At 70.3% G+C, this 26,442-nt stretch carries 24 protein-coding genes; 16 read left to right on the forward strand and 8 right to left on the reverse strand.

The window, feature by feature from the left end; all coding sequences use genetic code 11:
- Positions 1-23: 23 nt before the first annotated feature.
- The 4 genes from OIE67_RS16825 to OIE67_RS16840 all read left to right on the forward strand — a co-directional run bounded on the left by OIE67_RS16825 (position 24) and on the right by OIE67_RS16840 (position 4,857).
- Positions 24-782, forward strand: a complete 759-nt coding sequence (locus tag OIE67_RS16825; protein ID WP_326641317.1) for a phytanoyl-CoA dioxygenase family protein — start codon at positions 24-26, stop codon at positions 780-782.
- Complete coding sequence (locus tag OIE67_RS16830) at positions 779-1,696, forward strand: sugar phosphate isomerase/epimerase family protein (protein WP_326641319.1); 918 nt, start codon at positions 779-781, stop codon at positions 1,694-1,696. The genes OIE67_RS16825 and OIE67_RS16830 overlap by 4 nt, the downstream gene beginning before the upstream one ends.
- Positions 1,697-1,837: 141 nt before the next feature.
- The gene (locus OIE67_RS16835; RefSeq protein ID WP_326641321.1) at positions 1,838-3,907 is read left to right on the forward strand and encodes a hypothetical protein; all 2,070 of its coding nucleotides are present in this window, start codon (positions 1,838-1,840) and stop codon (positions 3,905-3,907) included.
- On the forward strand, positions 3,904-4,857 hold the full coding sequence (locus tag OIE67_RS16840; protein WP_326641323.1) for a zinc-binding dehydrogenase: 954 nt from the start codon (positions 3,904-3,906) through the stop codon (positions 4,855-4,857). The genes OIE67_RS16835 and OIE67_RS16840 overlap by 4 nt, the downstream gene beginning before the upstream one ends.
- Before the next feature lie 11 nt (positions 4,858-4,868).
- On the opposite strand, the gene OIE67_RS16845 is transcribed toward OIE67_RS16840, so the two are convergent.
- Positions 4,869-5,852, reverse strand: coding sequence for a LacI family DNA-binding transcriptional regulator (locus OIE67_RS16845; RefSeq protein WP_326641325.1), 984 nt, complete (start codon positions 5,850-5,852; stop codon positions 4,869-4,871).
- 299 nt (positions 5,853-6,151) lie between these two features.
- Here OIE67_RS16845 and OIE67_RS16850 point away from each other — a divergent pair, with 299 nt between their 5' ends.
- Genes OIE67_RS16850 through OIE67_RS16865 form a run of 4 tightly spaced genes read left to right on the forward strand, consistent with a single transcriptional unit; the run spans position 6,152 to position 10,539 of the window.
- Positions 6,152-7,471, forward strand: a complete 1,320-nt coding sequence (locus OIE67_RS16850; protein ID WP_326641327.1) for an ABC transporter substrate-binding protein — start codon at positions 6,152-6,154, stop codon at positions 7,469-7,471.
- A gap of 47 nt (positions 7,472-7,518) precedes the next feature.
- A complete protein-coding gene (locus OIE67_RS16855) occupies positions 7,519-8,415 on the forward strand; it encodes a carbohydrate ABC transporter permease (RefSeq protein ID WP_326641329.1) in 897 nt (298 codons plus the stop codon).
- On the forward strand, positions 8,412-9,317 hold the full coding sequence (locus OIE67_RS16860; RefSeq protein WP_326641331.1) for a carbohydrate ABC transporter permease: 906 nt from the start codon (positions 8,412-8,414) through the stop codon (positions 9,315-9,317). Before OIE67_RS16855 ends, OIE67_RS16860 begins: the two co-directional genes overlap by 4 nt.
- A 1-nt stretch (position 9,318) precedes the next feature.
- Positions 9,319-10,539: a hypothetical protein gene (locus OIE67_RS16865; protein WP_326641333.1), complete on the forward strand. Its 1,221-nt coding sequence runs from the start codon at positions 9,319-9,321 to the stop codon at positions 10,537-10,539.
- A 21-nt stretch (positions 10,540-10,560) separates the two neighbouring features.
- Here OIE67_RS16865 and OIE67_RS16870 read toward each other — a convergent pair whose 3' ends face one another.
- Positions 10,561-10,917 carry a Rieske (2Fe-2S) protein gene (locus tag OIE67_RS16870; protein ID WP_326641335.1) on the reverse strand — a complete coding sequence of 119 codons (357 nt, stop codon included), beginning with the start codon at positions 10,915-10,917 and terminating at the stop codon, positions 10,561-10,563.
- Positions 10,918-11,013: 96 nt separating this feature from the next.
- On the opposite strand from OIE67_RS16870, the gene OIE67_RS16875 reads away from it, so the two are divergent.
- Positions 11,014-12,162, forward strand: coding sequence for an amidohydrolase family protein (locus tag OIE67_RS16875; RefSeq protein WP_326641337.1), 1,149 nt, complete (start codon positions 11,014-11,016; stop codon positions 12,160-12,162).
- A 53-nt stretch (positions 12,163-12,215) separates the two neighbouring features.
- On the opposite strand, the gene OIE67_RS16880 is transcribed toward OIE67_RS16875, so the two are convergent.
- On the reverse strand, positions 12,216-13,427 hold the full coding sequence (locus tag OIE67_RS16880; protein ID WP_326641339.1) for an endo-1,4-beta-xylanase: 1,212 nt from the start codon (positions 13,425-13,427) through the stop codon (positions 12,216-12,218).
- Between the two features lie 237 nt (positions 13,428-13,664).
- On the opposite strand from OIE67_RS16880, the gene OIE67_RS16885 reads away from it, so the two are divergent.
- Complete coding sequence (locus tag OIE67_RS16885) at positions 13,665-14,213, forward strand: RNA polymerase sigma factor (protein WP_326641341.1); 549 nt, start codon at positions 13,665-13,667, stop codon at positions 14,211-14,213.
- Positions 14,210-15,277, forward strand: coding sequence for a hypothetical protein (locus OIE67_RS16890; RefSeq protein WP_326641343.1), 1,068 nt, complete (start codon positions 14,210-14,212; stop codon positions 15,275-15,277). Before OIE67_RS16885 ends, OIE67_RS16890 begins: the two co-directional genes overlap by 4 nt.
- 23 nt (positions 15,278-15,300) lie before the next feature.
- Here OIE67_RS16890 and OIE67_RS16895 read toward each other — a convergent pair whose 3' ends face one another.
- Positions 15,301-15,726, reverse strand: coding sequence for a hypothetical protein (locus tag OIE67_RS16895; RefSeq protein ID WP_326641345.1), 426 nt, complete (start codon positions 15,724-15,726; stop codon positions 15,301-15,303).
- Between the two features lie 233 nt (positions 15,727-15,959).
- Here OIE67_RS16895 and OIE67_RS16900 point away from each other — a divergent pair, with 233 nt between their 5' ends.
- Positions 15,960-16,544 (forward strand): putative glycolipid-binding domain-containing protein, encoded by a 585-nt coding sequence (locus OIE67_RS16900; RefSeq protein ID WP_326641347.1) that lies wholly within the window; start codon positions 15,960-15,962, stop codon positions 16,542-16,544.
- A 99-nt stretch (positions 16,545-16,643) separates the two neighbouring features.
- Here the strand turns inward: OIE67_RS16900 and OIE67_RS16905 are convergent, their stop codons facing one another.
- Entirely contained in the window at positions 16,644-16,913 is a 270-nt protein-coding gene (locus OIE67_RS16905) for a hypothetical protein (protein ID WP_326641349.1), read from the reverse strand.
- Between the two features lie 129 nt (positions 16,914-17,042).
- Positions 17,043-19,250 carry a tetratricopeptide repeat protein gene (locus tag OIE67_RS16910; protein WP_326641351.1) on the reverse strand — a complete coding sequence of 736 codons (2,208 nt, stop codon included), beginning with the start codon at positions 19,248-19,250 and terminating at the stop codon, positions 17,043-17,045.
- Between the two features lie 626 nt (positions 19,251-19,876).
- Here OIE67_RS16910 and OIE67_RS16915 point away from each other — a divergent pair.
- On the forward strand, positions 19,877-21,934 hold the full coding sequence (locus OIE67_RS16915; RefSeq protein WP_326641353.1) for a beta-galactosidase: 2,058 nt from the start codon (positions 19,877-19,879) through the stop codon (positions 21,932-21,934).
- Positions 21,935-22,002: 68 nt separating this feature from the next.
- On the opposite strand, the gene OIE67_RS16920 is transcribed toward OIE67_RS16915, so the two are convergent.
- The gene (locus tag OIE67_RS16920) at positions 22,003-22,422 is read right to left on the reverse strand and encodes an RICIN domain-containing protein (RefSeq protein ID WP_326641355.1); all 420 of its coding nucleotides are present in this window, start codon (positions 22,420-22,422) and stop codon (positions 22,003-22,005) included.
- Positions 22,423-22,877: 455 nt separating this feature from the next.
- Here OIE67_RS16920 and OIE67_RS16925 point away from each other — a divergent pair, with 455 nt between their 5' ends.
- The 3 genes from OIE67_RS16925 to OIE67_RS16935 all read left to right on the forward strand — a co-directional run bounded on the left by OIE67_RS16925 (position 22,878) and on the right by OIE67_RS16935 (position 24,934).
- On the forward strand, positions 22,878-23,705 hold the full coding sequence (locus OIE67_RS16925; RefSeq protein ID WP_326641357.1) for an NADP-dependent oxidoreductase: 828 nt from the start codon (positions 22,878-22,880) through the stop codon (positions 23,703-23,705).
- Positions 23,706-23,947: 242 nt separating this feature from the next.
- Entirely contained in the window at positions 23,948-24,457 is a 510-nt protein-coding gene (locus OIE67_RS16930; RefSeq protein ID WP_326641359.1) for a cupin domain-containing protein, read from the forward strand.
- A gap of 186 nt (positions 24,458-24,643) precedes the next feature.
- On the forward strand, positions 24,644-24,934 hold the full coding sequence (locus OIE67_RS16935) for a hypothetical protein (protein WP_326641361.1): 291 nt from the start codon (positions 24,644-24,646) through the stop codon (positions 24,932-24,934).
- Between the two features lie 15 nt (positions 24,935-24,949).
- Here the strand turns inward: OIE67_RS16935 and OIE67_RS16940 are convergent, their stop codons facing one another.
- Positions 24,950-26,440, reverse strand: coding sequence for a sulfatase-like hydrolase/transferase (locus tag OIE67_RS16940; protein ID WP_326641363.1), 1,491 nt, complete (start codon positions 26,438-26,440; stop codon positions 24,950-24,952).
- Positions 26,441-26,442 lie beyond the last annotated feature (2 nt).

A 26,442-nucleotide genomic window follows, 5' to 3' on the forward strand; every position in this document is an offset into this window, starting at 1 on the left:
CACCCCAGAAAGGCGCCACCGCGATGACCGAGACCCTGACCGACGCCGACGTGGCGTTCTTCCGCGAGCACGGCTACCTGCTGCCGGGCCGCCCGTTGCTGCCGGAGGCCCGCCTCTCCTGGCTGGAGCAGATCTTCAACGAGCATCTCAGGGACAAGGGCGACAAACTCTCCGACGAGCTCGACACGCCGCACTACCGCGACGAACGGCTGCTGGACCTGCTGCTCTCCGGCGAGGTGCTCGACTGGATCGAGCCCCTGATCGGCCCCGACATCGCCCTCTGGTCGAGTCACTTCATCTCGAAGGACCCCTTCACCGGCCGGGCCACGCCGTGGCACGAGGACAGCGCGTTCTGGGAGGGACGGTTCGACGACTACGACCACATCGTCACGATCTGGCTCGCCTTGGAGGACGGCTCGTCCGAGGAGAACGGCTGCATGAGGGTCATCCCCGGCTCCCACCTGAACGGCGGCTTCTCCGACGGCTACCGGCCGACCGACATGACCGAGCAGACCTTCCACGCCGAGCTCGCCGGGGTGGACGAGTCGAAGGCCGTCTCCTTCGAGCTGCGCCGCGGCGAGTTCTCGATGCACGACGGCCGGATCGTGCACGGCGCCAGGGCCAACACCAGCGCCAGGCGCCGCACCGGCTACACCATGCGGTACTTCCCGAGCTCGGTGAAGATGCGCGACGTCCCGCAGAACGAGGGCTGGAGGATCTGGCTGGCCCGGGGACGTGACCTGGCCGGCAACGACTACGCGAACGCGCCGGCCGGCGCATGAGGCTGGGACTGCTGACCGCCTGCCTGCCGGGCGAGCCGCTGGAGGAGATCGCCCGCTGGGCCGGCGCGCACGGGTACGCCGCCCTGGAGGTCGCGGCCTGGCCCAGGCGGCCGGGACGCGACTGGGAGGCCGGGCATCTGGACGTCGAGGACTTCGGGCCGGCTGAGGCCGAAAGGGTCAACGCGCTGCTCGCCCGGCACGGCCTGAGCATGTCGGCGGTCGCGTACTACGAGAACAACCTGCACCAGGACCCCGAGGTGCGCGCGGCGACGCACGAGCACCTGCGCCGGTGCGTCGACGCCGCCCAGCTGCTCGGCGTCGGCCTGGTCGGCACGTTCGTCGGCCGCGACGTGACGCTCACGACGGCGGAGAACCTGCGGCTGGCCGAACGGGTGCTGCCGCCGCTGGCCGAGTACGCCGCCGCCCGCGGCGTCCGCCTCGTGATCGAGAACTGCCCGATGGAGGGCTGGCATCCCGACGGCTACCCGGCCAACCTCGCCTACTCGCCCGAGCTGTGGGGCTGGATGGCCGAGCTCGGGCTGTGGCTCAACTACGACCCCTCGCACCTGGTCTGGCTCGGCATCGACCCGGTCGCGGCGATCGAGGCGCACGCGGAACGGATCCTGCACGTCCAGGCCAAGGACGTCGAGGTGCACCCCGACGCGCGCAACCGGTACGGGATCTTCGGGCAGGTGCTCGGCCGGCGGCCCTGGGAGAGCGGCTGGTGGCGTTACCGCGTCCCCGGCCACGGCGAGGTCGACTGGCCGCGGCTGATCGACGCGCTGCGCGGGAACGGGTACGACGGCGTCGTCTCCGTAGAACACGAGGACCCGGTCTGGAGCGGCGACCCCGGCCGCGTCCGCCAGGGCCTGGCCATCGCCCAGGCCACCCTCGCCCCGCACATCCACACCTGACCGCCCGCACATCCGCGCCTGACCGCCCGCACATCCGCGCCTGACCGCGCCGCACGTCCGCACCTGATCGCCTCGCACGCCCGCACCTGCTCGACCCACCTGATCGGCCCGCACCTGATCGACCCGCCAGGAGGCTCGTCCATGCACCGCGGTGTCTACTTCGACGCCTGGTTCCCCCGCCAGCACTGCTACCACCCGAGCCTTCCGCCGCGCCGCCTGCGCATGGTGGACGACCTGGTCGACTACCACGCCACCGTGCTGGTGTGGGCGGCCATGGGCGGCGGCTCGCTGGCCCTGCCGTACCTCGAACAGGAGGCGTTCGGCCCGGTCGACGCCCGCTCCCGCTTCTACGGCTTCGTCAACGACAGCGAGTTCATCGCCGCCTGCCACGAGCGCGGCATCAAGGTGCTCGGCATCGTGTTCGAGGCCCAGGGCTGGGAGTTCCCGGTCGAGCTGACCGACGCGGAGGACGCCGTCCTCGCCCTGAACGAGCTGCGCGGCGCGGGCAAGCGCGACTGGATGGGGCTGCGCGAGTTCTCCGCCAACCGCTACCCGAAGCTCTGGAAGCCGGTGGAGCACTACTTCCCCGGCGGGCTGGTCAACTCCGACGGCGAGCCGGTCACCGACCTGATCGAGGAGTGCGTGGCCCGCGACATCCACGGCCGGCCCTGCCACGCGCACTGGGTGGAATGCCCCGATCGCGAGCACCAGTGCTTCTACATGGACCGCAACAACCCCGTCTGGCGCGAGTACCTCAAGGCCGTGATCAGGATCCAGATCGACGCCGGCGTCGACGGCATCCAGCTGGACGAGGCCGAGCTGCCGATGGGCGCGTTCCAGTACGGCGCCTGCTTCTGCAAGGACTGCATGAAGGGCTTCCGCGCCTACCTCCAGGAGCGCAGGCCCGCGAACGCGCTGCTCGACGGCGTCGACCTGGAGACGTTCCACTACGGCGACTGGCTGCTCGCCCAGGGCCACGACTTCAAGACCGACCGCGCGTCGGCGCCGCTGTTCGGCGACTACTACGCCTTCCAGTGCCGGTCGATCAAGAAGTACTTCGCCGAGCTCGCCGATTTCGCCCGCGCGTACGGCAGGTCGCGCGGCCGCGAGATCATCGTCTCGGGCAACTTCTTCAACCTCGAACCGATGTACCTCGCCCTCGCCGACGACGTGGACCTGATCATCACGGAGATGCGGAACACGACCTACCGCCAGCCGGAGTGGTACCGGTACGTCGCCGCGTTCGCCGGCGACAAGGACGTCGTCGTGGTCGAGAACCCGTACGGCGGCGTCGTCCCCGAGCTGATCGGCCTGCTCGGGAAGGGCAGGGGCCACGACCTGTTCCGGCTGTCGTCGTTCGAGGCGGCGGCGATGGGCGCGAACATGTCGGTGCCCTACGGCTCCTGGATGGGCAGCGTCATCGAGGACTCCTTCTACGCCCCCCACGAGCTGGCGAGCGAGATCCAGGCGTTCCTGGCCGGCCACGAATGGCTGTTCGCGCGCAGGACCGCCAACGAGGTCGCGGTCGTCTTCAGCGTCGAGAGCACGCGCGAGCTGATCGGCAAGGCGGACGTCAGCGACAACACCAGCAACGCCCGCGACGAGTCGGTGGTGGTGCCGTACCGCGTCGTGACGAGGACGCTGTCGGACGCCGCGGTGCCGTACGACGTGGTCATCTGGCCGGACGGCGTCACCGCGCCCGACCGGTCCGGCGCCGAGGCGCTGCTGCGCTACTCGACCGTGATCCTGCCGGACGTGCACGCGCTGACCGCGAGCCAGGCCGCCGCCGTCGAGGGGTACCTCGCGGCCGGCGGGACGGTCGTCGTCACCGACCGGGCGGCCCGCTCACTCCCGCCGCACCCGGGCGTCCGCACCGCCCGCCACGACGTGCTCGGCGAACTGCTCCCGCACGGCCGGCAGGTCGGGACCACCGCGCAGGTCGCCGCGAACCTCCAGCACCTCGCCGACGGCTCCTACGCGCTGCACCTGGTCAACTACGACTACGACCGCGACGCCGACGCTGTACGAGCCCTCACCGGGGTGCCGCTCCGCGTGCGGCTGCCCGAGGCCAGGAGACAGGCGACCATGGTCGCGAGCGACGGCACGCGGACACCGCTGACGCCGGCCCGCGAGGACGACGCGCACGTCGTACGGCTTGACTCGCTGGGCGTGTACACGATCGTGGTCTTCCACGACGGGGAGCTGCCGTGAGGATCGCCGCGCTGCGCGGGCGCGAGACCTTCGAGATCGAGCACGCTCCGGTCCCGGCGATCGGTCCCGGCGAGGTGCTGATCCGCGTCGTGACCTCGGGCGTGTGCGCGTCGGAGCTGGAGACCTGGCAGACGGGGCCGCCACCAGGGGAGGCCCGCTACCCGGGCCACGAGGTCAGCGGCGTGGTCGCCGCGGCCGGCGCGGAGGTCACCGAGCCGGCGGTCGGCGAGCGCGTCGGCGTCTGGGTCACCGAACGCGGCTTCGCGGAGTACGTCGCGGTGCGCGCGGCGTACTGCTTCCCGGCCGGCGACGGCCCCCTCGACGAGGCGCTCGCCGAGCCGATCGCCTGCTCGCTCAACGCCGTCGAGACCGCCGGTGCCCGCCTCGGCGACGACGTGGTCGTCATCGGGGCCGGGTTCATGGGCAACCTGGTGCAGCGGCTCTCCGCCCTGCGCGGCCCCCGGCAGCTGATCGTGGCCGACGCCCGCGCCGACGCGCTGGAACGCGCCGCGCGGCTCGGCGCGACCCGCACCGTCGACGTGACGAAGGAGTCGCTGCCCGATGTCGTACGCCATCTCACCGGCGGGCGCGGCGCCGACGTCACCTTCGAGTGCACCGGCACCCAGCCCGCGCTCACGGCGTGCGGCGACGTCACCCGGATGAGCGGCACGATCGCGATCGTCGGCTTCCACCAGGGCGCCGACCGCACGGTCCCGCTCTCCTACTGGAACTGGATGGCCTTCACGATCGTCAACGCCCACTTCCGCGACGTCGGGGTGATCATGCGCGGCATGGAGACCGGGATGCGGCTGCTGTCCGGCGGCGTGCTGTCGATGGACGGCCTGGTCAGCCACCGCTTCCCGCTGGAGGAGATCAACGCCGCCTTCGTCACCCTGCGCGACAAGCCCGAGGGGTTCGTGAAGGCGGTGGTGACGTTCCCGGAGGCGTGACGGCCGGCGGGTCAGGCGGTGCCGCGTTCGACCAGCTGACAGGGCAGCACGACCGTCCGCCCGGCCCCGGTGTAGCGGCCGGACGTCCGGCTCATCAGCAGGTCGCCCGCCGTGCCGCCGGCCTCGTACGCCGGGTTGCGCACGGTGGTCAGCTGCGGCGTCACGATCGTGGCGGCGTCGACGTCGTCGAAGCCGACGATGGCCACGTCGTCAGGGACGGACAGGCCCAGCTCGTGGGCCACGTCGAGCGCGCCGATCGCCATCAGGTCGTTGGCGCAGAAGACGGCGTCGGGCCGGGCCTTGAGCGCCATCAGCGTCCGCATGGCCGCGTAACCGCCCTTGCGGGTCCAGTCGCCGCGCACCATGCGCTCGCCCGGGACCTTCAGCTTCGCGGCCTGCATCGCCGAACGGAAGCCCGCCGTGCGCGTCATGCCGTAGTGCGGCGGCCCCTGGATCATCGCGATGCGCCGGTAGCCGCGCGCGGCCAGCAGCGCGCCGGCGGCGCGGGAGCCGGTCTCGTCGTCGGGGATGACCGCGTCGCACAGCGGATGGTCGAGCTGTCCGCCGACGCAGACGATGGGGGTCTGCTGCTCGACCTGCCCGAACTCGACCTGCGAGGCGGTCTCGCCGGAGGCGAAGACGATGCCGTCGACGCCGCGGTCGAGGGCGTCCTGGAAGAACTTGCGCTCCCGTTCGTGCTGGCCGTCGGTGTTGCACACGTACGTGCCGACGCCGGCGGCGTCCACGGCGTCGGCCAGGCCCCGGGTGAGCACGGCGTAGAACGGATTGGTGATGTCGGGGACGACGACCGCGATCATGTGCGACCGCCTGGTCCGCAGGTTGCGGGCGACGATGTTGGGCCGGTAGCCGAGCTCGCGGATGGCCGCCAGCACGGTGCCCCGGGTGGCCGCGCCGACCGCGCGTTTGCCGGACAACACGTGGGAGACGGTCGTGGGGCTCACCCCCGCGTGGCTGGCGACCTGCGCGATTGTCACGCGAGAGTGTTGATTCGACGCGCTCTCGCTCCTGGACATGGCGGTATCTTACTGGGAATCCCGCGGCAAAACGATTTGACGGGTCGGTCGTCATGATCGACGTGTCGGGCGCCGCCGCATCGGACCGGCTGGAGCGGCTCGCTCCCGGGGGATCTCGGGGCCGTCACAATCTGCGCGGACGCCAAGTGAATCCATTGACAAAACGCTCAGCTCTTGGCGAGACTGCCCGCCAGGACGCCAATCGATTTGCATCAGGTCAGGAACTCCGTATCTCCTCTAGGCAGTAGGGAGCGGGTGTGGTGAGAATCCATGGATCCCGGTCGGCTCCGGCGGTCATCGCGTTGGCGCTCGCGGCGTCTCTGAGCCTCGCGTCGTGCGGCGGCGGCGCCGAGCGGCCGAACACCGACGTGGGCAAGGGCGCGGGCCCGGTGGCGGACCCGGCCTCGCCGCAGACGGTGACGTTCTTCTCCTGGGTCGGTAACGAACCCCAGATGAAGAAGATGGCCGCCGAGTTCCACGACAAGCACCCGAACATCACCATCAAGTTCGAGAACGCCCCCGCCGAGCAGGCGCAGCAGGTGCTCAGCACCCGCATCGCCGGCAACACCGCCCCCGACGTCGCCTACATCAACGCCAGCGACACCAACGACTACGCCGCCCGAGGGGCGCTCGTCGACCTCGGCGGCTACATGAGCCGCAGCCAGGTGGTGCAGCCGGACGACTACGTCGACGGCTTCAAGACGTTCGTCACCTGGAACGGCAAGATGTGGGGGCTGCCGTTCGACGGCGAGACGACCGGCCTGTTCTACCGGACCGACCGCTTCAAGGAGGCCGGCCTGGCCGGCCCGCCGAAGACGTGGGAGGAGTTCAAGGCCGCCGCCGCCAAGCTCACCGACGCCGCGAACGGCAAGTACGGCTTCGAGGTGTTCGCCTCGGAGGCGGCCTACTACTTCTACCCCTGGCTCTACCAGGCCGGCGGCGAGACCCTGAGCAAGGACGGCAAGGACGTCGCCTTCGACAGCGCGGCCGGCAAGACGGCCGCCGCCTTCTACGTGGACCTGGCCAAGTACGCCCCGCGCGACTACTTCAACTCCAACTCCTACGACGGCCGGGTGGCCTTCGCCAAGGGCGACGTGGCGATGTACGTCGCGGGCGCCTGGTTCGCCGGCACCCTCGCGGACGAATACCCCAAGATCACCGGCAAGTGGGCCGCGGCGCCCCTGCCCGACGGGGCCGCCGGCTGCAAGACCACCATCGCCGGGGACTCACTGGTGATGTTCAACAAGACGAAGGTCTCCGACGCCGCCTGGCTGTGGATGGAGTTCCTCTCCCAGCCGGACAACCTGGCCGCGTGGACGTACAAGACCGAGGGCACGCTGCTGCCGCCGACGAAGGCGCTGCTCGGCAGCGACGACCTGGCCAAGGAGAAGCCGGTGCTCAAGCCGTTCGCCGACCTGATGGCCTGCGGCGTCGCGAGCGCGGCGCCCAACCCCAAGTATCCGCGGATCGAGACCGTGCTCAACGAGGAGCTCAGCAAGGCCATCTACGGCGAGCAGACCCCGGCCGAGGCGCTGGACAACGCCGCCACGCAGGGCCGGGCGATCCTCGCCCGCGGCTGACCGGGCGAGCGGTCAGGTCGGGCGGCGTACGGAGGAGAGGACAAGGCATGAACAGGCGCGGCCTCCCGGCCCGGGTCTGGAAGGAACGTTCGGCGTACGTCTTCCTGCTGCCCGGCATGGTGATCTTCTCGGTCTTCACGCTGGCCGCCCTGGTCTTCGCCGTCTACCTGACGTTCCACCGGTGGAGCATCATCGAGCCGGACAAGCCGTTCGTCGGCCTGGACAACTACCGCGACATGATGCACGACGAGCGGTTCGTCGAGTCGGTGCTGAACACCGTCTACTTCAGCGGCGCCTCGGTCCCGCTCTCGATGGTGACGGGACTGCTGCTCGCGCTGCTGGTCAACCTGCCGCTGCGGATGCGCGGCTTGTTCCGGGCCGCGTTCTACCTGCCCGTCGTCACCCCGTTCGTGGTCTCCGCCATCCTCTGGAAGTGGCTCTACAACAGTGACTACGGACTGTTCAACTACTACCTGCTGCAGGCGCACCTCATCGACGACCCGCTGCTGTGGCTGTCGGACAAGAACATCGCGATGCCGGCCGTCATCCTGATGAGCGTCTGGGCGGGCGCCGGATTCTCGATGGTGGTCTACCTCGCCGGGCTGCAGGCGATTCCCCAGGAGCTCTACGAGGCGGCCCGGATCGACGGCGCCGGCGCCTGGCACCGCCTGCGGTACGTCACGATCCCCATGCTCCGGCCCACCACCCTGTTCCTGCTCGTCATGGGCATCATCAGCTCACTGCAGGTCTTCACCCAGATCTTCGTGATGACCAACGGCGGACCGGTCAACAGGACGACGACGATGGTCTACTACATGTATCTCTGGGCGTTCAAGTACTTCGACATGGGTTACGCCAGCACGCTGGCGTTCGCGCTCTTCCTCATGCTGCTCGTCTTCACGGCGTTGCAACTGCGCCTGGCCCGGCGCGGGGCCGTCGCATGACCGGCCAGTTCGGGCTGCGGCAGAAGGCGCTCACTTACCTGGTGCTCGCCCCGCTCGCCATCCTGTTCCTGGCGCCGTTCGCCTGGCTGGTCAGCGCCTCGTTCCAGCCGATGGGGGAGATCTTCTCCAGCACGCCGCACTGGATCCCGCAGGACGCGACGCTGGAGGGGTACAAGGGCTTTCTGAACGTCGGCCAGCTCACCAAGGCCCAGCAGGCCCAGGGGCACGGCGACTGGCGGTGGTTCGTCAACAGCGCCGTCGTCGCGGTCACGATCACCGTGCTGCAGACGTTCTTCAACGCGCTGTGCGCCTACTGCTTCGCCAAGCGCCGCTTCCCCGGACGGAACGGGATCTTCGTCCTCTTCCTGGCGACCATGATGGTCCCCGGGCAGGTCACCCTCATCCCGAACTACCTCATCATCCAGCACATCCCCTTCTTCGGCGGCAACGACTGGACGGGGAACGGCGGGCACGGCTGGCTCGACTCCTACTGGGGCCTGATCATGCCGGGGATCGTGTCGGCGTTCGGCATCTTCCTGCTCCGCCAGTACATGCTCTCGATCCCGGACCAGCTGCTGGAGGCGGCCCGCATCGACGGCGCGGGCGAGTTCCGCATCTTCCGCTCCGTCGTGCTGCCGCTGTGCGGCCCGGCCCTCGCGGCGAACGCGATCTTCACCTTCCAGGGGGCGTGGGAGGACTTCTTCTGGCCGCTGATCATCATGTCCAGCCCGGAGAAGATCACCGCGCCCGTGGGCCTCGCGCTCTTCGTGGTGCAGAACCGCACGTCGTGGACGTTGTTGTTCGCCGGCTCGGTGATCGCCGCGCTGCCTATGATCGTCGTGTTCCTCGTCTTCCAGCGCAGGTTCGTGCAGGGCATCGCCCTCACCGGGATCAAGGGGTGACATGACGACGGCACATCCGGCACATCGGAACGAGGCGCGGGGCGTGCTCGCCCGGCTGCTCGAAGCCGGGAACGGCGTGCTGAGGTGCGCGCCCGCCTGGGTCGCGCGCGACTTCCTGCCGCCGGGCCGGCGGCTCGGCCTGCCCGAGCACGCCTACGACGCGGGGGAGCGCGGCGCGATCTGCGAGCGGTGGCTCGCCTCGACGACGAAAGCCGACAACCGCGTCGGCCCCCCTGACGAAGGGCTCAGCCACGTCGTGGGGGAGCACGGCGAACGGCTCCTGCTGCGCGACGCCGTGACCGCCGACCCCGCCGCGATCCTCGGCGCGGCGTACGCCGCCACGCACCCCGCCGGGCTCGGCCGGCTGGCCAAGATCTTCGACTACGCCTACCGGCTGCCGTACCACATCCATCCGCCCCAAAAGTTCGCCTCCCTGGTCGGCCGGAACGCCAAGGACGAGTCGTACCACTTCCTGCCGGGCGCCGAGCCGGGCGCGCATCCGGAGACGTTCTTCGGCGTGCACCCGTGGATCGCGGAGCGGGCCGCGTACGACGTTCTGCTGCCCTATCTCGTCGATTGGGACAGCGACCTGATCCTGCGGCACGCCCGCGCGGAGCTCCAGGTCGCCGGCGAGGGCTTCCACGTGCCGTCCGGCGTGCTGCACGCCCCCGGCACCGCCCTCACCCTCGAACTGCAGGAGGACTCCGACGTCCTGGCGATGTTCCAGGCGCTCAACGCCGGCCGGATCATCTCCAAGGACCTGCTGTTCAAGGACGTCCGCCCGGGCGACCGGGCCGAGCACGGTGAGCGGTTCCCGCTCGGCTTCGTGGACTGGGAGGTCAACGGCGACCCCTGGTTCTACGAGAACCGCCACCTCAGCCCGCTGCCGGTCGCCGGCGCGGACGGCGACGGCGCGGAGACCTGGGTCTTCTACAACACCGGGAAGTACGCGGGCAAGCGCCTCGTCGTCCCGCCGGGCGGGGTGCACCGGGTGCGCGAGCCCGGCGTGTACAGCGTGTTCGCCTGGACGGGGGAGGGCAGGTACGCCGGGCAGGAGGTGCGTGGGGGCGAGCCGGGGATGGACGAGCTGGTGGTGACGTTCGACGCGGCGACTCGGGAGCACGAGGTCGTCAACACAGGCCAGGAGGATCTGATGGTGTTCCTGTTCTTCGGACCCGACCTGCACACGGAGACACCGTCCATCCCGGGCCGGGCGCGGTGACGGCGGACGTGGCTCGGACGCTCACGTGTGCAGCACGACCTGGCCGTCCCGCTGGGTGACCCGGTAGGTCTTGAGCCCGACGCGCTCCGGCTCCAGCAGCGAGCGGCCGCTCTCCAGGTCGAACTCCCAGCCGTGCCAGGGGCAGCGGATCACTCGGCCGGCCCTGCCGTAGACGTACTCGTGCGGGCCGGCCGCGACGAGGGTGCCGCTCAGCGAGCCCGTGCACAGCGACGCGCCCATGTGCGGGCACCGGTCGCTGATCGCGAAGAACTCTTCACCGACGCTGATGACGCCGACCGGCCGCCCGTTCACCTCGACCGTCCTGCACCCGTCCCCGCGCACCTCTTCGACGCTGCCGACCAGGATCTCCACGCGCACCCCCACGATCCTCTACCGCCATGCCAATCGATTTGCTATCCATAACTATGAGGGCTTCGCACCGCCTCCGCAACGATCGCCCGGACAGGAGTTCCCATGGCCGACCCGCGTGACCAGCCCCGCGCCGAGGCGTCCGCGCCGAGCCGCTACCGGCTCGTCGACTGCGACGTCCACCCGATCACCAAGCACGGCCTCGCGGAGCTCAGGCCGTTCCTGTCCCAGGCCGAGCAGCGCCGCCTGGGCCTGGACGAGCGGCGGAACCTGACCACGACCGGGCATCGTGAGGCGGTGTCGATCCCGCGGAACATGCTCTACGTCAACCAGGCCGGCGTCCTGCGCGACGACGCCCGCGCCCCGGACGGCTCCGCGCCGGGCGCCGACCCGGCCTTCACCGCCCGGCAGCTGCTCGACGGCAACGGCATCGACCGCGCGGTGCTCATCGGCGGCGAGGTGCTGGGACTCGGGGCCATGCCCGACCCGGACGCCGCGGCGATGATCGCCTCGGCCTACAACCGGTGGCTCGCCACGACCTGGTTCGACGCCGACGACCGCTACCGCGGCTACATCGTGGTCGGCGCGCGGGACCCGCTGCTCGCGGCCAGGGAGATCCGGCGCGCGGCCGAGGACCGGCGCTTCGTCGGCGTGCTGCTGCCGCTCACCGACACGCTGATGGGGCTGCGGCACTACTATCCGATCTACGAGGCCGCGAACGAGCTCGGCCTGCCGGTCGCCGTCCACCCCAACTCCGGCGAGGGCATCTTCCGCACCTCGCCGCCGATGGCGGGCGGGACGCCGACGTACTACGTCGAGTGGCACAGCGGGCTGAGTCAGGTGTTCCAGGCGAACGTGATCAGCCTCGTCTGCCACGGGGTGTTCGAACGCTTCCCCAACCTCAAGGTGATCGTCACCGAGGGCGGGCTGGGCTGGATCCCCGACGTGATGTGGCGGCTGGACAAGAACGTCAGAGGGCTGCGCGACGAGGTGCCCTGGGTGCGGCGGCTGCCCAGCGAGTACATCCTGGACCACGTCCGGTTCACCACGCAGCCGCTGCCGGAGCCGAAGCGCCGCCACCATCTGCACGTGCTCTGCGAGATCGCCCACGCCGAGCGCACGCTGATGTTCAGCTCCGACTATCCGCACTGGGACTTCGACGACCCGCGGCACGCGCTGGGGACGCTGCCGGCGGCGATCAGGCAGCGGGTGAGCAGCGAAAACGCGGTGGAGACGTACGGCGACCGGCTCTGACGCACCCCGCACCGACCCCGGCGCTCACCCCGCTCGTCGGCGTCCGTCGCTGGTCAGAGCGGCGGGCGGGCGGGGGCTCGCTGGAAGGCGAGCAGGATCGCGGTGTAGGCGGGCTTCGGCTGGAGGTCCTCGTCGAACGGCAGCGGCCGCCGCGCGGCGCCGTCCGGGCGCGGATAGTCCTCCTGCAGCCAGGTGTAGCGGTCGCTCAGCCCGAAGTTGAGCACCACCTTCACCGCGGGCTCGCGAAGGGCCACGGACAGGTAGCGCGCGTACACCTCCGCCACGGCCGCGTCCCGGCTGGGGATGTCGGCGTCCAGCCCGTCGTCCTGGACGTCCATCTCGGTGATGAAGACGGACAGGCCACGCGCCGCGACGGCCGACAGGAAGGCCCGGTAGGCGGGTGCGTCGAAGCTCTGGGCGAACCCGTCCGCGTTCAGGTGCGCCTGGATCCCCAGCGCGTGCACCGGGACGTTCCTGCTCCTCAGATGGTCGATGGCCTTGAGCATCGACCGGCGGCGGGCGGGCGCGTCCGGCCCGGTCTCGAACCCGAACTCGTTGATGAGCAGCAGCGCGCCGGGGTCGCACCGGTGGGCTAGCCGGAACGCCTCCTCGACGTAGCCGGGCCCGATCGTCTGGTACCAGGGCTCGGCCGTCCAGAATCCGTTGGCGTCCTTGTCCTCCCCGTCGGTCACCTCGTTGGCCACCACCCAGGCCCGCACCCGTCCGGCATAGTGGGCGACCTCCCGCCGGATCGTCCCGAAGAGCAGCTCGCGCGCCTCCCGCCTGCCGAGGCCGAACAGGGCATCCGGCTCCCAGCCCTCACCCAGCCCCTCGTCCCAGACCAGGTGGGCGGCGAGCATCGGCTGTCCGTTACCGGTGGCGAACGACACGATCCGGTCGCCGTAACCGAAGTCCAGCGGTGCGTCCGGCGTCGGCTTGAGCCGGTACCACAGCAGGTCGTCCTCGGTGAGCAGCATCCCGCTCTCCCGCGCGTACAGCGCCGCGTAGCCGGCGTCCGGCTGCACCTGCCACGTCGCGGCCGAGGAGCCGTACCGGATCCCTTTGGCCAGCGCCGCCCGGTGCAGCCGTCCGGACGGAGCCGCCTGCCCCGGCCCGCCGGAGAGAGGCGACCGGTCCGGTCGGCCGGACGGCGCCGCCCAGGCCGCGCCCGTGAACGCCGACGTGCCACCACCCAGCAACGCCGCGGCTCCCAGGCCGCCGGCCTTGATGAACGACCTCCGGCGCAGACCTTCGTGACCTGCCATCGCCTTCTCCTTCGCCGAGCTGTTCGAAGAATGACGCGCCATGCAAATCGATTTCCCTACAGATACACCCGCCGCTCGCGTCCTGGGAAGACCTAAGATCGCCCCGCCCCGCCGACTGTCGTGTCCCACCTCAGTCGGAAATTTCTGCGATCCACCCGAAATGATGGGCCGGTTCCTGCCATGTAAGGAGATGTCCGCATTTGGTACTGACAAGGAGATCAGCCATGGGGAGCGCCCGTGGATGACGACGGGGTGGCCGGATTCGAGGCCGTCTACCGGGAGACGTACGACCAGATCGCGGCCTACGCCGCGCGCCGCTGTGACTCTCCGCAGGACGCGGCCGACGTCGTGGCGGAGACCTTCACCATCGCCTGGCGCCGGCGGGCCGATCTGCCGCCGGGGCAGGAGATCAGACTCTGGTTGTACGGGGTGGCCCGCAAGGTGCTGGCCGATCACCGCCGGAGCACGGCCAGGCAGCGGCTGAGCAGCGTCGAGCTGGACGCCGAGCTGACCGGCTTCTATGAGGACGCTCCCGGGAGCAGCGTCGAGCTGAGCGCGATCGGCGCGGCGTTCCGCAGCCTGCCGGACGACGACCGGGAGCTGCTCGCGCTGGTCGCCTGGGAGGGGCTGGAGCGCGCGGAGATAGCCGTGATGCTGGGGCTGTCCCGCAACGCCGTACGCATCAGGCTCTACCGTGCCCGCAGGCGCTTCTCCCGCGCGCTCGACGAAGCCGGGGTCCGGTTCACCACGTCAAGCCGGATGATTCCGGCGGGGAGGCCGTTGTGAGGAACGTCGAAGAGCTCAACGCACACCTCAGGCCGCTGTCCCGGGTCGCGCCTGGACGGCCGGACAGCCACGCGTCCGGTACGGGGGCACGCGCGTTGCTGGCCTCGATCGTGGCCCAGGAGTCGGGCGCCGCCGCCGGAACCCGGGAGCCGAACGTCGCCGCCGGCATCCGGGAGCCGAACGTCGCCGCCGGCATGCAGGAGCCCGGCGGCGCAGGCAGAGCGCCGGGGCGTCCCCGCCGCTTCGCCGCACGCGGTCCCCGGCGGCTCGCGCTGGGCCTAACCGCCGCGGCCGTGCTCGCCACGGGCATCGTCGTGGGGCCGAGCCTGCTGGAGGACGGACGCGGCGCGGCGGTGTCCTACGCCAACTCCGCGATGGAGATCCACCTGGAAGGCGACCAGTACGTCGCGCACATCAAGGACCCGTTCGCCGACTACGACACCTACACCCAGGCGTTCCACGCGGTCGGCCTGAACGTCGAACTACGCCTGGTGCCCGCCTCGCCGGGCAGCGCGGGGAAGATCCTGGGCACGATGATCTGGGATCAGCGTTCGAGCGGCCCCCGCCCGGAGGTCAGGCCGGAGCCTTCCGGCCCCGTGATCGACGGCGTCTCCCTCTCCGTGCAGACCACCCCCGAAGACTGCCGGCCAGGACAGGACAGCCGCTGCGCCATGGTGATGCGCATCCCCGCCGCCTTCACCGGCCATGTGGAAGTCAAGCTGGGACGCCAGGCGCAGCCCGGAGAGGAGTACGCCAACTTCGACTCGGCCATGGCGCCGGGGGAAATGTTCGACGGGGTCAAGCTGAGAGAGGGCCGCCCCGTGGCCGACATCCTCGCCGAGGCGCGCGACCGTGACCTGACCGCGGTGTTCAGCCTCATCCGCACGGACGAGCGTACGGGCGGCCTGTCCTTCGAGCCGATGACCGCCGGCCAGGTCGGATCCGGCTGGACGGTCTGGAACGCGTGGCAGGTGAAGGCCGGCGTCATCCGGCTGCTGGTCACTCCGGAGCGGCTGCCCGAGAACCCGTTCTACAACGGCAGCGCGCCCCCACCCGCCTCCTGACCCCATCCGCCGGCGGAGCCTGCTCAAGCGACGGCGCCGATCCGGTACAGCCCGGGCCCGCCGGCGAAGAAGTAGTCCTTGGTCCTGTCGCCGTCGATGGCGACCGCGCCCAGGTAGTCGTCGACGTCGAGGGTGTCCTCCTCCCAGAGGTAGAGGACCGCGTTCGGGGCCACGCACTTGTCGACCTCGACCCGCTGGTTCACGGCGATCGACACGTAGTCCGCGGTCACCGGCCAGACCCTCACCCCGGTGCTGGTGTTGATGTACACCTCGTCGTGCCCGTTCTCGGTGATCTCGAGAGCCCGGAGCCCGTCGAGGAACACGTTCCCGCCACAGGTCAGCGCGGAGGCACTCTGGCCGGCGACCGCCGCCGAGGCCCCGCTGACGGCCAGACACGCGGCCACCGTGCCCACGGCCGCGAGTCGCGATAGCTTCCGCCAGGTACGCATACCGATTCCCTTCCGCCGTTCACTGGAATCTCCAAGCGAACACGACGACGTGCACAAACGGGCTTCGGCGCGACTTCTCCGCACGTCAGCAGGGCGGTGCTCCCGGCATGGGTACGGGATCCGGACGCCGGGAAGGGTGGCGCACGCGGCGGGACCCGGACGCGGGGGGCGGCGCACGCGCAGGGGTCCACATGCCGGCCACTTCTGTCGGTGGCCGGTGGCATGATCCGGCCATGACGGTCTTCACCCCGCCTCCGGGCACCGCGGCCTGGCAGCACCTCGGCGTACGCACCGGCTTCGAGGTCGTCTACCTCCGCTCCACCCCCGGCGGCTGTCGCGTCGAGGGCTGCACGACCGCGGTCGAGGACGGCGACGCCTGGGTCTTCGACTACGTCATCGAGCTCGACCCGGGCTGGGCCACCCGCTCGGCCCGGCTGACGAGCCGTTCCGCCAGGGGCGAGCGTCACCTCATCCTGGAGACCGACGGCGCCGGCCACTGGCGGCTGGACGGGAAGCCGGCACCCTGGCTGGACGGATGCCTCGACGTCGACCTGGAGTCCTCGGCCCTCACCAACGCGTTCCCCGTACACCGGCTGCACCTCGATGTGGGCGCCGCCTCGCCTGCTCCCGCGGCCTTCGTCCGAGCCGCCGACCTGGCCGTCGAACGGCTGGAGCAGCATTACGCCCGGCTGCCCGACGACGGCGGGCGACAGCGGTACGACTACGCCGCGCCGGTCTTCGACGTCGCCTGCCGCCTGACGTACGACGAGTCCGGCCTCGTCCTCGACTACCCCGGCCTGGCCGTCAGGGCCGCCTGAAACGCCACTCGCTTGGACGAGTCACCCCGCCAGGGCAGTGACTCCTCGCGTCAGCCCGGAAGGCGTAGCTTGCACATGCCCTCGACAAACAGTCACCGATCACGCGCTCGCGCCCGTGCTCACCTGCGTGGCGGTGACGTCCAAAGCCTGGACACCGCCCTTGGCATCGAGCTTGAAGACCGCCTCGCGTCGGCGTTCATCCCGTTCGGAAGAGTCCTCCAGCAGCGTGGCCAGCTCGGTGAAGTACCCTCCGCGTCCGGACGCCGGAACGGCCTTCAGTGCCTGGACAGGATCTCTGGCGCAGCCTGAGCGAGAGCGATGCACGCCAGCAGAGCGCCGCACACCAAAGGCCGTGACCGTCCTCCGCATGAAGGTGGTCCCTGCCCGATATGAGCACGATCCGGTCCCGGCCATCAGCAGATGACCGGCCAGGGCGGCGTTCTCCCGAATGGCTGTGCGGCTCACCGGCCGTGCGAGAGGGACAGCGGCACACCCAGATCATGCGGTTGGTGAGGAGTCGTGCTGTTCGCTTGAGTGGGCGAGCCGGAGACGCCGACGGAGGTCATGTGCCTGGCGAAGGTGGACGCGTGCTGACGTGTGGTCGCCGGCGATCCGAGCCAGACAGGCGAGTTCGGTGTGGGCGTCGGCTTGTCCTTGAACATGACTGATCTGTCCGGCAAGAACGAGGGCGATGGTGGCGTGATGGAGGGCGGTGGTGGGATCGCCAAGTCCGCGATGGGTGACGGCCAAGTTGTAGTGGGTGTCGGCCTGGTTCATCAGGTCTCCCAGATCCTCGAACAGGGCAAGAGCTTGGTCGAGGTGAACCTGCGCGTCATGATGGTGGCCCAAGTGCTCGTCCAGCATCCCGAGTTGCCGGTGGCAGATGCCGATGCCACGGCGTTGGCCGACCTGCTCGAACAGGTCTTTTGACCGGACGAGGTGTTCGCGTGCCGCGGTGGACTTACCTTCCAGCCGGTCGAGTATGCCGAGATTGGAAAAGGCGAACGCCCTCTCCACGAGGTTGTCGCCCGAAAGGGCGACGGTAAGGCAGAAATTGGCGTGTGCCCGGGCTTCGGACAGGTTGCCCAGCCACTTGTGGACATTGCAGAGTTCGTGGTGGATGATCGCTTGGCCGGTTCGGTTGCTGAGTCGGATGTACAGGGCGAGCGAGATCTTAAAGTGCGCGAGCGCGCTGAGGTAGCGGCCGGTGCGCATGTCTACCAGACCGAGGCCTTGATGCATGGCTGCCTGGCCGAGCGCGTCATCAGCCTGTTCGGCCAGCTTCAGCGCCTGGCTGCTCAGTTCGACGATTTCGGAGTAAAAGCCGCGCATCCGCTGGTAGGACTCCAGGTTGTAGGCCAGCCGCCACGCATAGGGCGAGCGCGCGGACAGGCTTCGGCGAGCGACGGCGAGAAGATCCGCGTGCTGCTGGTCTAGCCAGCGCAGCACGGCGACATCTGATTCGTGTAGGGGAGGTGGCAGACGGGGATCTCCCTTGTCCGCATCCAGGTAGGTCACAGAGTCGCTGGAGTCGAGCAAGAGAACCGAGGCATCGACGATGCCGTTCACGTACCGGAAAAGCCGTTGGAAGGTGCTGGTCATTTGTCGGGTGCTGTCGTGCTTGCCGGATTCGATTAGAGCGGTGGCGCGCACGGCGTCGTGCATGCGATAGCCGACGCCGCTGCGGTTGTCCGCGATGAGTAGACCGCGCTGGTAGAGGGTGGCGAGTTGCTGGTTGGCCTTGTCGAGTTGCTGATCCGCGAGGACGGCGGCGATGGGAGCGGTAATCAATGAGCCGGGGTAGTGAGCGACGCGGCGAAGCACTAGCCGTGCGGGTTTGGTCAGAGCGGCAAGGGAACGAGCGAAGGCGGCAGAGGTCTCGTCACTGATCGTCCCAGCCGGGGCAACGGGGATACTGAGGGCCGGGTTGGCCGCCTTCAGATCGCTCATCTGCCGGATGGCAAGCGGAAGCCGGAACTCGGCGGCGATCGCGGCAACGGCTTGTGGGTCGCGCAGCCCAGCCCGTCGTAAGACGGCGCCGGCCAGTCGGGCAGCCTGGCTTTGAGTGAAGGGTTGCAAGGTGATGCCGCAATCGGGATCGAGGCCGGTCAGCACATGGCGGGTAGTGATCAATATCGCCGATCCATCGGCTGCGGGTAGCAGGGGACGGATCTGTTCGGCGGTGTCGGCGTCGTCCAGGACGATCAGCATCTTCTTGCCTGCGGTGACGGCGCGCCAAGTGCGGCTGAGCGCGGCCACGCTGGTGATGTTCGGATCAGGCGGCACGTTGAGGGCGTTGAGCAGGGTGCGTAGTGCTGAGGTGATGGTCAACCGCGACTCGGCCGCGGCATAGGTGCGTAAGCCCAGCCAGAACACTCCGTCGGGGTAGCGTGCGGTCAGGGCACGGGCAGCACAGATGGCTAGCTCGGTTTTTCCAGTCCCAGGCATACCGGCGATGATCATCATGAGGGGTCCGGATCGGCTTCCCGAAGCCGTGGAGGCCGTCAAGCGGCGCAGCTCTTTGCTGCGGCCGACGAAGATCCGGGTGCCGGACGGGACCTGCAACATCGAATCGACCTGCGAGTCGTCCGTCCCGAACATCGCTGGATATTGCGGATTCCCGTTCGGCAGTGCGATCAGCGTGCCGGCGCTCACCATGCTGGTCATCAGGATCAGGCCCCCGAACATCCACCAGTTCCATGTCATGGTGAGAAGGTTGGTGAGCCCTCCGGCTGCCACGCCGGCCATCGGGCCCAACGCCACGATGACGAGACGCCCTCGCCGCTGCCCCCGTAATCCACCTGCCATCGAGTCACCTCATGTTGCTGTCGCCCGGGTCGGCGGTTTACGGCGGTCGCATGCAGATGTGTAAGAGCGTGCCCGGGGCTGACTATGAGTAGTCCCGCGAATGGAGGTGATCGGGTTCTCCGGAACAGGCTGAGGGGCCACGAAGATTCCGGACAGCCGAACGTCCCGAGGCGGGGCCCTGCAAGGGCATCCCAACGGGTTCGCGGCCTAGCCTTTCGGGACGGCGAGGTCCGGCTCGGGCTAGGCCACGTTCCAGATTTCAGGCAGGGACGCGCGGCAGGTGACGCAGACGAAGTCGTTGTCCTTGACGATGTTGCACTGGCGGCATCGCATGCAGCGGCGGAAGACGACGGAGTGGGTGAAAGCGCCAGGGTGCTCAAGCACCGCTCAGGCCGATGCGGCATCTACCGCCGGCAGGAGTGTCGGAGCGGTGGGAGGTGGCCCCGGGGGGCGCGGTCGATGGTGGGGTGCGTCACTATGTTTACGTAAACATTTGTGAATCCTTCCCCTGGAGATCGACAGTGATGGCTGATCGCCCGTTTCGCTGGCTTCGCCGGCCCGCCGCATCCTCCCGTGGACTGAGCTACGGCGCGGACTACAACCCCGAGCAATGGCCCCCGCACATCTGGCGGCAGGACGTCGAGGCGATGCGCCGGGCGGGTGTGACCATCGTGTCGCTGGCGATCTTCTCGTGGGCCCGGTTGCAGCCCGCCGCCGACCGGTGGACGTTCGAATGGCTGGACGAGGTCATGGACCTGCTGCACGAGGGCGGCATCGCGGTCGATCTGGCCACCGCCACGGCCTCCCCGCCCCCGTGGCTGACGGCCGCGTACCCGGAGATCCTGCCCGTCGACCACGAGGGCCGCACCCTGTGGCCGGGCGGGCGCCAGCACTGGCGCCCCACCTCGCCGGTCTTCCGCGAGCACGCGCTGCGCCTGGTCCGCGCCATGGCGGAACGCTACGGTGACCACCCGGCGCTGGCCGCCTGGCACATCTCCAACGAGCTGGGCTGCCACAACGCCCACGACTACTCCGACGACGCCGCCGCGGCCTTCCGCACCTGGCTGCGCGCCCGTTACGGCACCGTCGAGGAGCTCAACCGGGCCTGGGCCACGTCGTTCTGGTCGCAGCAGTACGGCGACTGGAGCGAGATCCTGCCACCCCGCCTGGCCGCCTCCTTCCCCAACCCCACCCAGCAGCTCGACTTCCGGCGCTTCTCCTCCGACGCGCTCAAGGAGCACCTGCGCGCCGAACGCGACCTGCTGGCCGAGCTGACCCCCGGCATCCCGGTCACCACCAATTTCATGGTGATGGGCGAGACCAGGAACATGAACTACGCCGACTGGGCCGGCGAGGTCGACTTCGTCTCCAACGACCACTACCTGCTGACCGGCACGCAGGCCCGCGACGAGCTGTCGTTCTCGGCGAACCTCACCGGCAACCTGGCGGGCGGCCGGCCCTGGTTCCTGATGGAGCACTCGACCAGCGCCGTCAACTGGCAGCCGATCAACCTGGCCAAACCGCCCGGCGGCCTGGCCCGCGACTCGCTCACGCACGTCGCCCACGGTGCCGACGCCGTCTGCTTCTTCCAGTGGCGGCAGTCGGCGGGCGGCGCCGAGAAGTACCACTCGGCGATGGTCCCGCACGCCGGCACCGACAGCGAGGTCTTCCGGGACGTCACCGAGCTCGGCGCGACCCTCCGGGCGCTCGCGCCGGTCGCCGGCACCCGCCGCCGCCCCGCCCAGGCGGCCATCGTCTTCGACTGGGACTCCTGGTGGGCCGCCGAACTCGACTCCCACCCCACCTCGCTGCTGCGCTACCGGCAGGAGGCGCTCGACTGGTACTCGGCGCTCACCGCGGCCGGCATCCGCGTGGACGTCATCCCGGCCGGCGGGCAGGACGACACCTCGTTCGACCGGTACGCGCTGCTCGTGGCCCCGATTCTGCACGTGGTGCCGCAGGACCTCGCCGACCGCCTGACCCGGTACGCCACCTCCGGCGGTCACCTGGTCACCACGTACTTCTCCGGCATCGTGAACGAACACGACCAGGTCTGGCTCGGCGGCCACCCCGGCGCCCTGCGCGACCTGCTCGGCATCCGCATCGAGGAGTTCGCGCCCCTCTTGGACGGCGAGCGGGTGGAGCTGGACCTCGGCGTGGCCGGCACGCTGTGGACCGACCGCGTCGAGGTCACCGACGAGGACGTGGAGATCGTCGCCCGCTACACGACCGGACCCCAGGCGGGGCGCGCCGCCGTCACCAGACGCCGCACCGGCGCCGGCTCGGCCGGCTACGTCTCCACCCGTCTCGGCCCCGACGGCCTCGCGCCCGTGCTCGGCCGCCTGCTGGAGTCCGCCGGCGTGACCGGCGAACTCCCGGCCGCCCTGGCGGGCTCGGTGGAACTGGCCATCCGCTCCGGACCCGACGCCGACTACTGGTTCCTGATCAACCGGACGGACGACGACGTCGCCGTGGACGGGGTGGAGGGGGAGCCGATCCTGGCGCCCTCGCTGGCCAAGGACCTCAACCTCGGGCCACGCCAGGTCTGCGTGCTGCGCCGCCCGGCAACGGAGAACGGCTGAGCGTCGAGGACGGCTGAGCGTTGGGGCCGGCTGATCCGCGGACGGCTGGCCCCGGGATGGTCGCGGGGTCAGCCGTAGTAGTCGCGGATCTCCCAGTAGCGGGAGGGGTGGCCGTCACAGGTGTACTGGACGGCCTCCAGGTTGTTCACGGTGCTCACGCCGCCGGCGACGGTCAGGCACTTGGCGGTCTGCGCGTTGCGGAACTCGACGTACTGGGCGGTGCCGTTGCCGAGCGCCCAGTACCGCGAGGGGTGCGTGTCGCAGGTGTACTGCAGGGCGACGACGTTGTTCTCGGTGCTGACGCCGCCGGCGATGGTCAGGCACTTGCCGGTCTGACGGTTCTTGACCTGGAGGTACGCGCTGGAATAGCCCCAGATGTCCCACCGGCGGGACGGGTGGCTGTCGCAGGTGTACTGGACGGCGTGGACGTTGTTGTCGGTGCTGACGCCGCCGGCGATGGTCAGGCACTTGCCGGTCTGACGGTTCACCAGCTGAACGTTCGACGCGGCCCAGACGGCGGTCCCGTACGACCGAGCGGACGACACAGCGGACGACCGAGCGGACGACCCGGTGGCAGATGCGGTGGCCGACGCCGGAGAGACGGCGGCGGCGCCGGCGACGGTGCCGGCGGCGAGCAAGGGTGCGATGACGGCGGCCGCCCTGCGGGCGGTCCCGTGCGGAGCAGGTGACTTCATGGACACAGCGTGTGGTCGCGCGGGCCCGCCCGCCTGAGTAGCCGATACTCAACCGCGGCTGTGGGCGACGCGCCGCGCCGCGGCTGAACGAGCGGAACCGGCGCCCGCGCGAGTACGTTCGTGCTGTCCGTGATCTTCAGCACCGGCGAGGACCTGTCATGCGAGCCGTCACCATCCGAGACCGCGCCGCGGGCGTGGCCGGGCTCTCCCTGACGGAGGAGCCCTACCCGCACGCCGCCGAGAACGACGTGATAGTACGGGTGCACGCCGCCGCGTTCACCCCCGGGGAGCTCGACTGGCCGGGGACGTGGGTCGACCGCGCCGGCCGGGACCGCACGCCCAGCGTGGTCGGGCACGAGGTGTCGGGCGTGGTCGCCGAAGTGGGGTACGGGACCACCCTGCTTACTGTCGGCCAGCGCGTGTTCGGCTACACCGACCCGGCCCGTAACGGCACACTCGCCGAGTACGTGGCCGTGGAGGCGCGCGACCTCGCGCCGCTGCCGTCCGGGGTCGACCACACGGTGGCCGCCGCGCTGCCGATCTCGGGGCTGACCGCGTGGGAGGGGCTGTTCGACCACGGGCGCCTGACGAGCGGGCAGACCGTGCTCATCCACGGCGCGGCGGGCGGCGTCGGTTCGGTCGCCGTGCAGCTCGCCCGGGAGGCGGGGGCGCGGGTCATCGGCACGGGGCGGGCCGCCGTCAAGGACACGGTGCTGGGGCTCGGCGCGGACGCCTTCCTGGATCTGCAGGCCGACTCCCTGGAGGACGCGGGCCAGGTCGACCTGGTGCTCGACGTGATCGGCGGCGACATTCTGAACCGCTCGGCCGCGCTGGTGCGCCCCGGCGGCACGCTGGTCACCATCGCCGCGCCGCCCACGGTCCGGCCCGCCGACGGGCGGGCGATCTTCTTCGTCGTCGAGCACGACCGCGTCCGGCTCGCCGACCTGGCCCTGCGGGTCCGCGACGGGCGGCTGCGGCTGCTCGTCGGCGACGTACGGCCACTGGCCGAGGCGCCCGCCGCGTTCACCCGGTCGGGCCCCGGCAAGACGATCATCCAGGTCAGGGAAGAGGCATAGCGAAACAGGAAAGAGGCATGGCGAAAGCACGGCGGCTCATCGCCGAAAGTTGAACCGGCTCCTGGTTAACCTCCTGACTGCCCGGACAGCTGAACCAGGCGCTCGGCCTCCGCCCGCGTCCTCGCGGACGGCGGCCAGGCGTCCGTGGCCGCGGTCCTGCCCGCCGGTCACGAGGCTGAAGCAGAACGGGAGGAGCCGTCATGATTCGAGTACGGCCAGTTTGTGCCCTTCTGGCCGCCGGCATGGTGGCTGCCACGGCCGCCTGCGGCCCCTCGGGGGAGCGCGCGACCGCCGAGCGGGCGGCCGGGGAGCCGGCCGCCGCCGGGCGTGCGCCGGTCGCCGTAGCCCCGGTGACGGAGACGCCCCCCGGCACAGAGACGCCCGTCACCACGGGGACGCCCACAGCCACGGGTACGCAGCCGCCAGAGGAAACGGTAAAAACGCTGCTGGAACAGCCGCTTCCCGGCGTCAAGGGCAAGACGTTCACGTCGAAGACCGTGGCCTTCCCGCCCGGCGGACGCTCGGTCCCGCACCGCCACGGCAACGCCTTCGTCTACGCCTACGTCGTCGAAGGCACGATGCGCAGCCAGCTCGGCGGCGAGCCCGTGCGCACGTACCGCCAAGGGGAGTTCTGGGTCGAGGCGCCGGGCGCGCACCACGTGCTCACGGAGAACGCCAGTCAGTCGGAACCGGCGAAACTGGTGGTCGTCTACATCTCCAACACAGGAGAGAAGCTCAAGGTCGACGACTGAACCGGCCGCCTGGCGGGGGAACCGGAACCGATCGTCGCGCCGGCGTCATGGTCCGCGCGGCGCAGGAGATGGATCCCGGGCCGGGCCTCGGCGCGTCCCATTGGAGAGGGCAGCGCCGCCCCGGTTCCGTCCACCGCATCCGTCAGCGCCACCACGATCCTCTCCTGACAGGAGGAAGAAACCCTGATGGACCCTGACGCCATCGCCCGCCGCGCGCGCCGGCACGGCTGGACCGTGCAGTTCAGCGCCGACCCCGGAGTAGTGCTGCTCCGCCGTGCCTGGCGGCTGGAGATCACCTTCGTCGGCAACGCCCCGTCGGTCGCGCGCATCATGGGCTCGGAGCGCGACGCCGGCCGGCCCGTCAACCTGCGCTCCATCAACACTCTGATCCGCGCCAGACCGGACGAGATCGCCCAGCGCGCTGCGGAGGCGACCCTGGGCGAGCCCGCCGCCCGCACGGAGGACGCGGGCCCGTAGATCATCCTCGCCGGCTCAGGGTGCGGCATCGAGCCCGGAGCCGGCCGATCGCCAGTTGTGCGGGGCCTGTTTGAGCGTGTACGCCGCCTCAGGCAGATCGTCGCGGACGCGGATCATCCACACGGCCAGCTCGGCGGTGAGGGTGGCCCGCACGTCCGCGAGCGCGGGATCGTCGTACCGGTCGTCCAGCTCGGCGGGGTCGGCGTCCAGGTCGTAGAGCTCGCCGGCGCCGCGTTCGTTCAGCAGCAGCTTCCACCGCCCCCGCCGGAGCATCACCGTCGTCCCCGACTGGGTGACGGTGTTGAGCTCGTCGAAGGTGCGGCCCTCGTAAGGGAAGTGCAGCGGCGGGCGCTCGCCGGGGTCGTAGGACAGCCCGCCGAAGCCGAGCTCGCCGTACGCACTGGCGAACTCGCCGGCCGGATACGGCTCCCCGGTGAGCAGCGGCCACAGGCTGCGCCCCTGGACGCCGGCCGGGATGCCGGCGCCGAGGGCGTCGCAGATCGTCGGGAGCAGGTCGGCGAGCGAGACGAAGGACTCCGCGTCGGCCACCGCCCGCACGCCCGGCCCGGTGACCGCGAACGGGATGCGCATCAGGCACTCGGCCATGCCCGCGCCCTTGCGCTGGAGACCGTAGTCGCCGGTGTAGTCGCCGTGGTCGGCGACGAAGAACACCAGCGTGTCCGCGTCCCGCCCGGTGGCGCGCAGGTGCGCGAAGAACCGGCGGAGCTGGTCGTCGATGAGCCTGAGCATGCCGCAGTAGTTGGCGCGGTAGCGCCGCCACTCGGCGTCGTAGCCGGGCCGTTTCTCCTCCGTCAGCTCGCGCAGCCAGCTGTACATGCCGCCTTTGCGCGCGGCGCCCTCGGGTCCGGCCAGCCGCTCGGGCATCTCCTCCGGGCCGAACATGCTGAAGTACGGCTCCGGCACCTGGTACGGGTTGTGCGGCTCGGGAAAGGACAGCCAAGTGAAGAACGGCCGGTCGGCGGGCGTGCGGTCGACGGCGCCGATCGCCCCGTCGACGATCCGGTACGGAAACTGGCTCTCCACCGGGAACGGCGTCGGCTCGTGCGCGACCGAGTGGTCGAGCCCCGCGAGCCACCGCTCGAAGCGTTCCTGATCGGGCGTGGCCGCGCCGTCCGGGCCGCGGTCGTGCCAGTACGGGGCGGCGAACGTGTCGAAGTCGGCGGCCTCGCGGTGGAAGTGCGTCTTGCCCGCCAGATGCAGCGCGTACCCGGCGTCGCGGAGCACGTCCACCAGGTCGGGCCCGCGCAGCACGTGCCGGGCGGCGCTGTTCTGCCGGACCCGGTGCGCGGACGGGTAACGCCCGGTGAGCAGGCTGATCCGGGCGGGCACGCACAGCGGAGACGTGGTGTAGGCCCGCTGGAATCGCACGCCGGTCTCCATCAGCCCGTCGAGGAAGGGCATGGTGTCCAGCGGGAAGCCGCTCGCGGCCGTCCAGCCGGCCCGCTGCTGGTCGGTCATGATGAGCACGATGTTCGGTCGGTTCACGG

This window comes from Nonomuraea fuscirosea (assembly GCF_035917475.1).
In the GTDB taxonomy this organism is placed as follows: Bacteria; Actinomycetota; Actinomycetes; order Streptosporangiales; family Streptosporangiaceae; genus Nonomuraea; species Nonomuraea fuscirosea.

Excerpts from the sequence above, each read along its gene's own strand:
- OIE67_RS16825 (WP_326641317.1), top strand. The coding sequence starts at position 24 with ATGACCGAGACCCTGACCGACGCCGACGTGGCGTTCTTCCGCGAGCAC.
- OIE67_RS16830 (WP_326641319.1), top strand. The coding sequence starts at position 779 with ATGAGGCTGGGACTGCTGACCGCCTGCCTGCCGGGCGAGCCGCTGGAG.
- OIE67_RS16835 (WP_326641321.1), top strand. The coding sequence starts at position 1,838 with ATGCACCGCGGTGTCTACTTCGACGCCTGGTTCCCCCGCCAGCACTGC.
- OIE67_RS16855 (WP_326641329.1), top strand. The coding sequence starts at position 7,519 with ATGAACAGGCGCGGCCTCCCGGCCCGGGTCTGGAAGGAACGTTCGGCG.
- OIE67_RS16860 (WP_326641331.1), top strand. The coding sequence starts at position 8,412 with ATGACCGGCCAGTTCGGGCTGCGGCAGAAGGCGCTCACTTACCTGGTG.
- OIE67_RS16865 (WP_326641333.1), top strand. The coding sequence starts at position 9,319 with ATGACGACGGCACATCCGGCACATCGGAACGAGGCGCGGGGCGTGCTC.
- OIE67_RS16875 (WP_326641337.1), top strand. The coding sequence starts at position 11,014 with ATGGCCGACCCGCGTGACCAGCCCCGCGCCGAGGCGTCCGCGCCGAGC.
- OIE67_RS16880 (WP_326641339.1), bottom strand. The coding sequence starts at position 13,427 with ATGGCAGGTCACGAAGGTCTGCGCCGGAGGTCGTTCATCAAGGCCGGC.
- OIE67_RS16895 (WP_326641345.1), bottom strand. The coding sequence starts at position 15,726 with ATGCGTACCTGGCGGAAGCTATCGCGACTCGCGGCCGTGGGCACGGTG.
- OIE67_RS16900 (WP_326641347.1), top strand. The coding sequence starts at position 15,960 with ATGACGGTCTTCACCCCGCCTCCGGGCACCGCGGCCTGGCAGCACCTC.
- OIE67_RS16905 (WP_326641349.1), bottom strand. The coding sequence starts at position 16,913 with ATGCGGAGGACGGTCACGGCCTTTGGTGTGCGGCGCTCTGCTGGCGTG.
- OIE67_RS16910 (WP_326641351.1), bottom strand. The coding sequence starts at position 19,250 with ATGACATGGAACTGGTGGATGTTCGGGGGCCTGATCCTGATGACCAGC.
- OIE67_RS16915 (WP_326641353.1), top strand. The coding sequence starts at position 19,877 with ATGGCTGATCGCCCGTTTCGCTGGCTTCGCCGGCCCGCCGCATCCTCC.
- OIE67_RS16930 (WP_326641359.1), top strand. The coding sequence starts at position 23,948 with ATGGTGGCTGCCACGGCCGCCTGCGGCCCCTCGGGGGAGCGCGCGACC.
- OIE67_RS16935 (WP_326641361.1), top strand. The coding sequence starts at position 24,644 with ATGGACCCTGACGCCATCGCCCGCCGCGCGCGCCGGCACGGCTGGACC.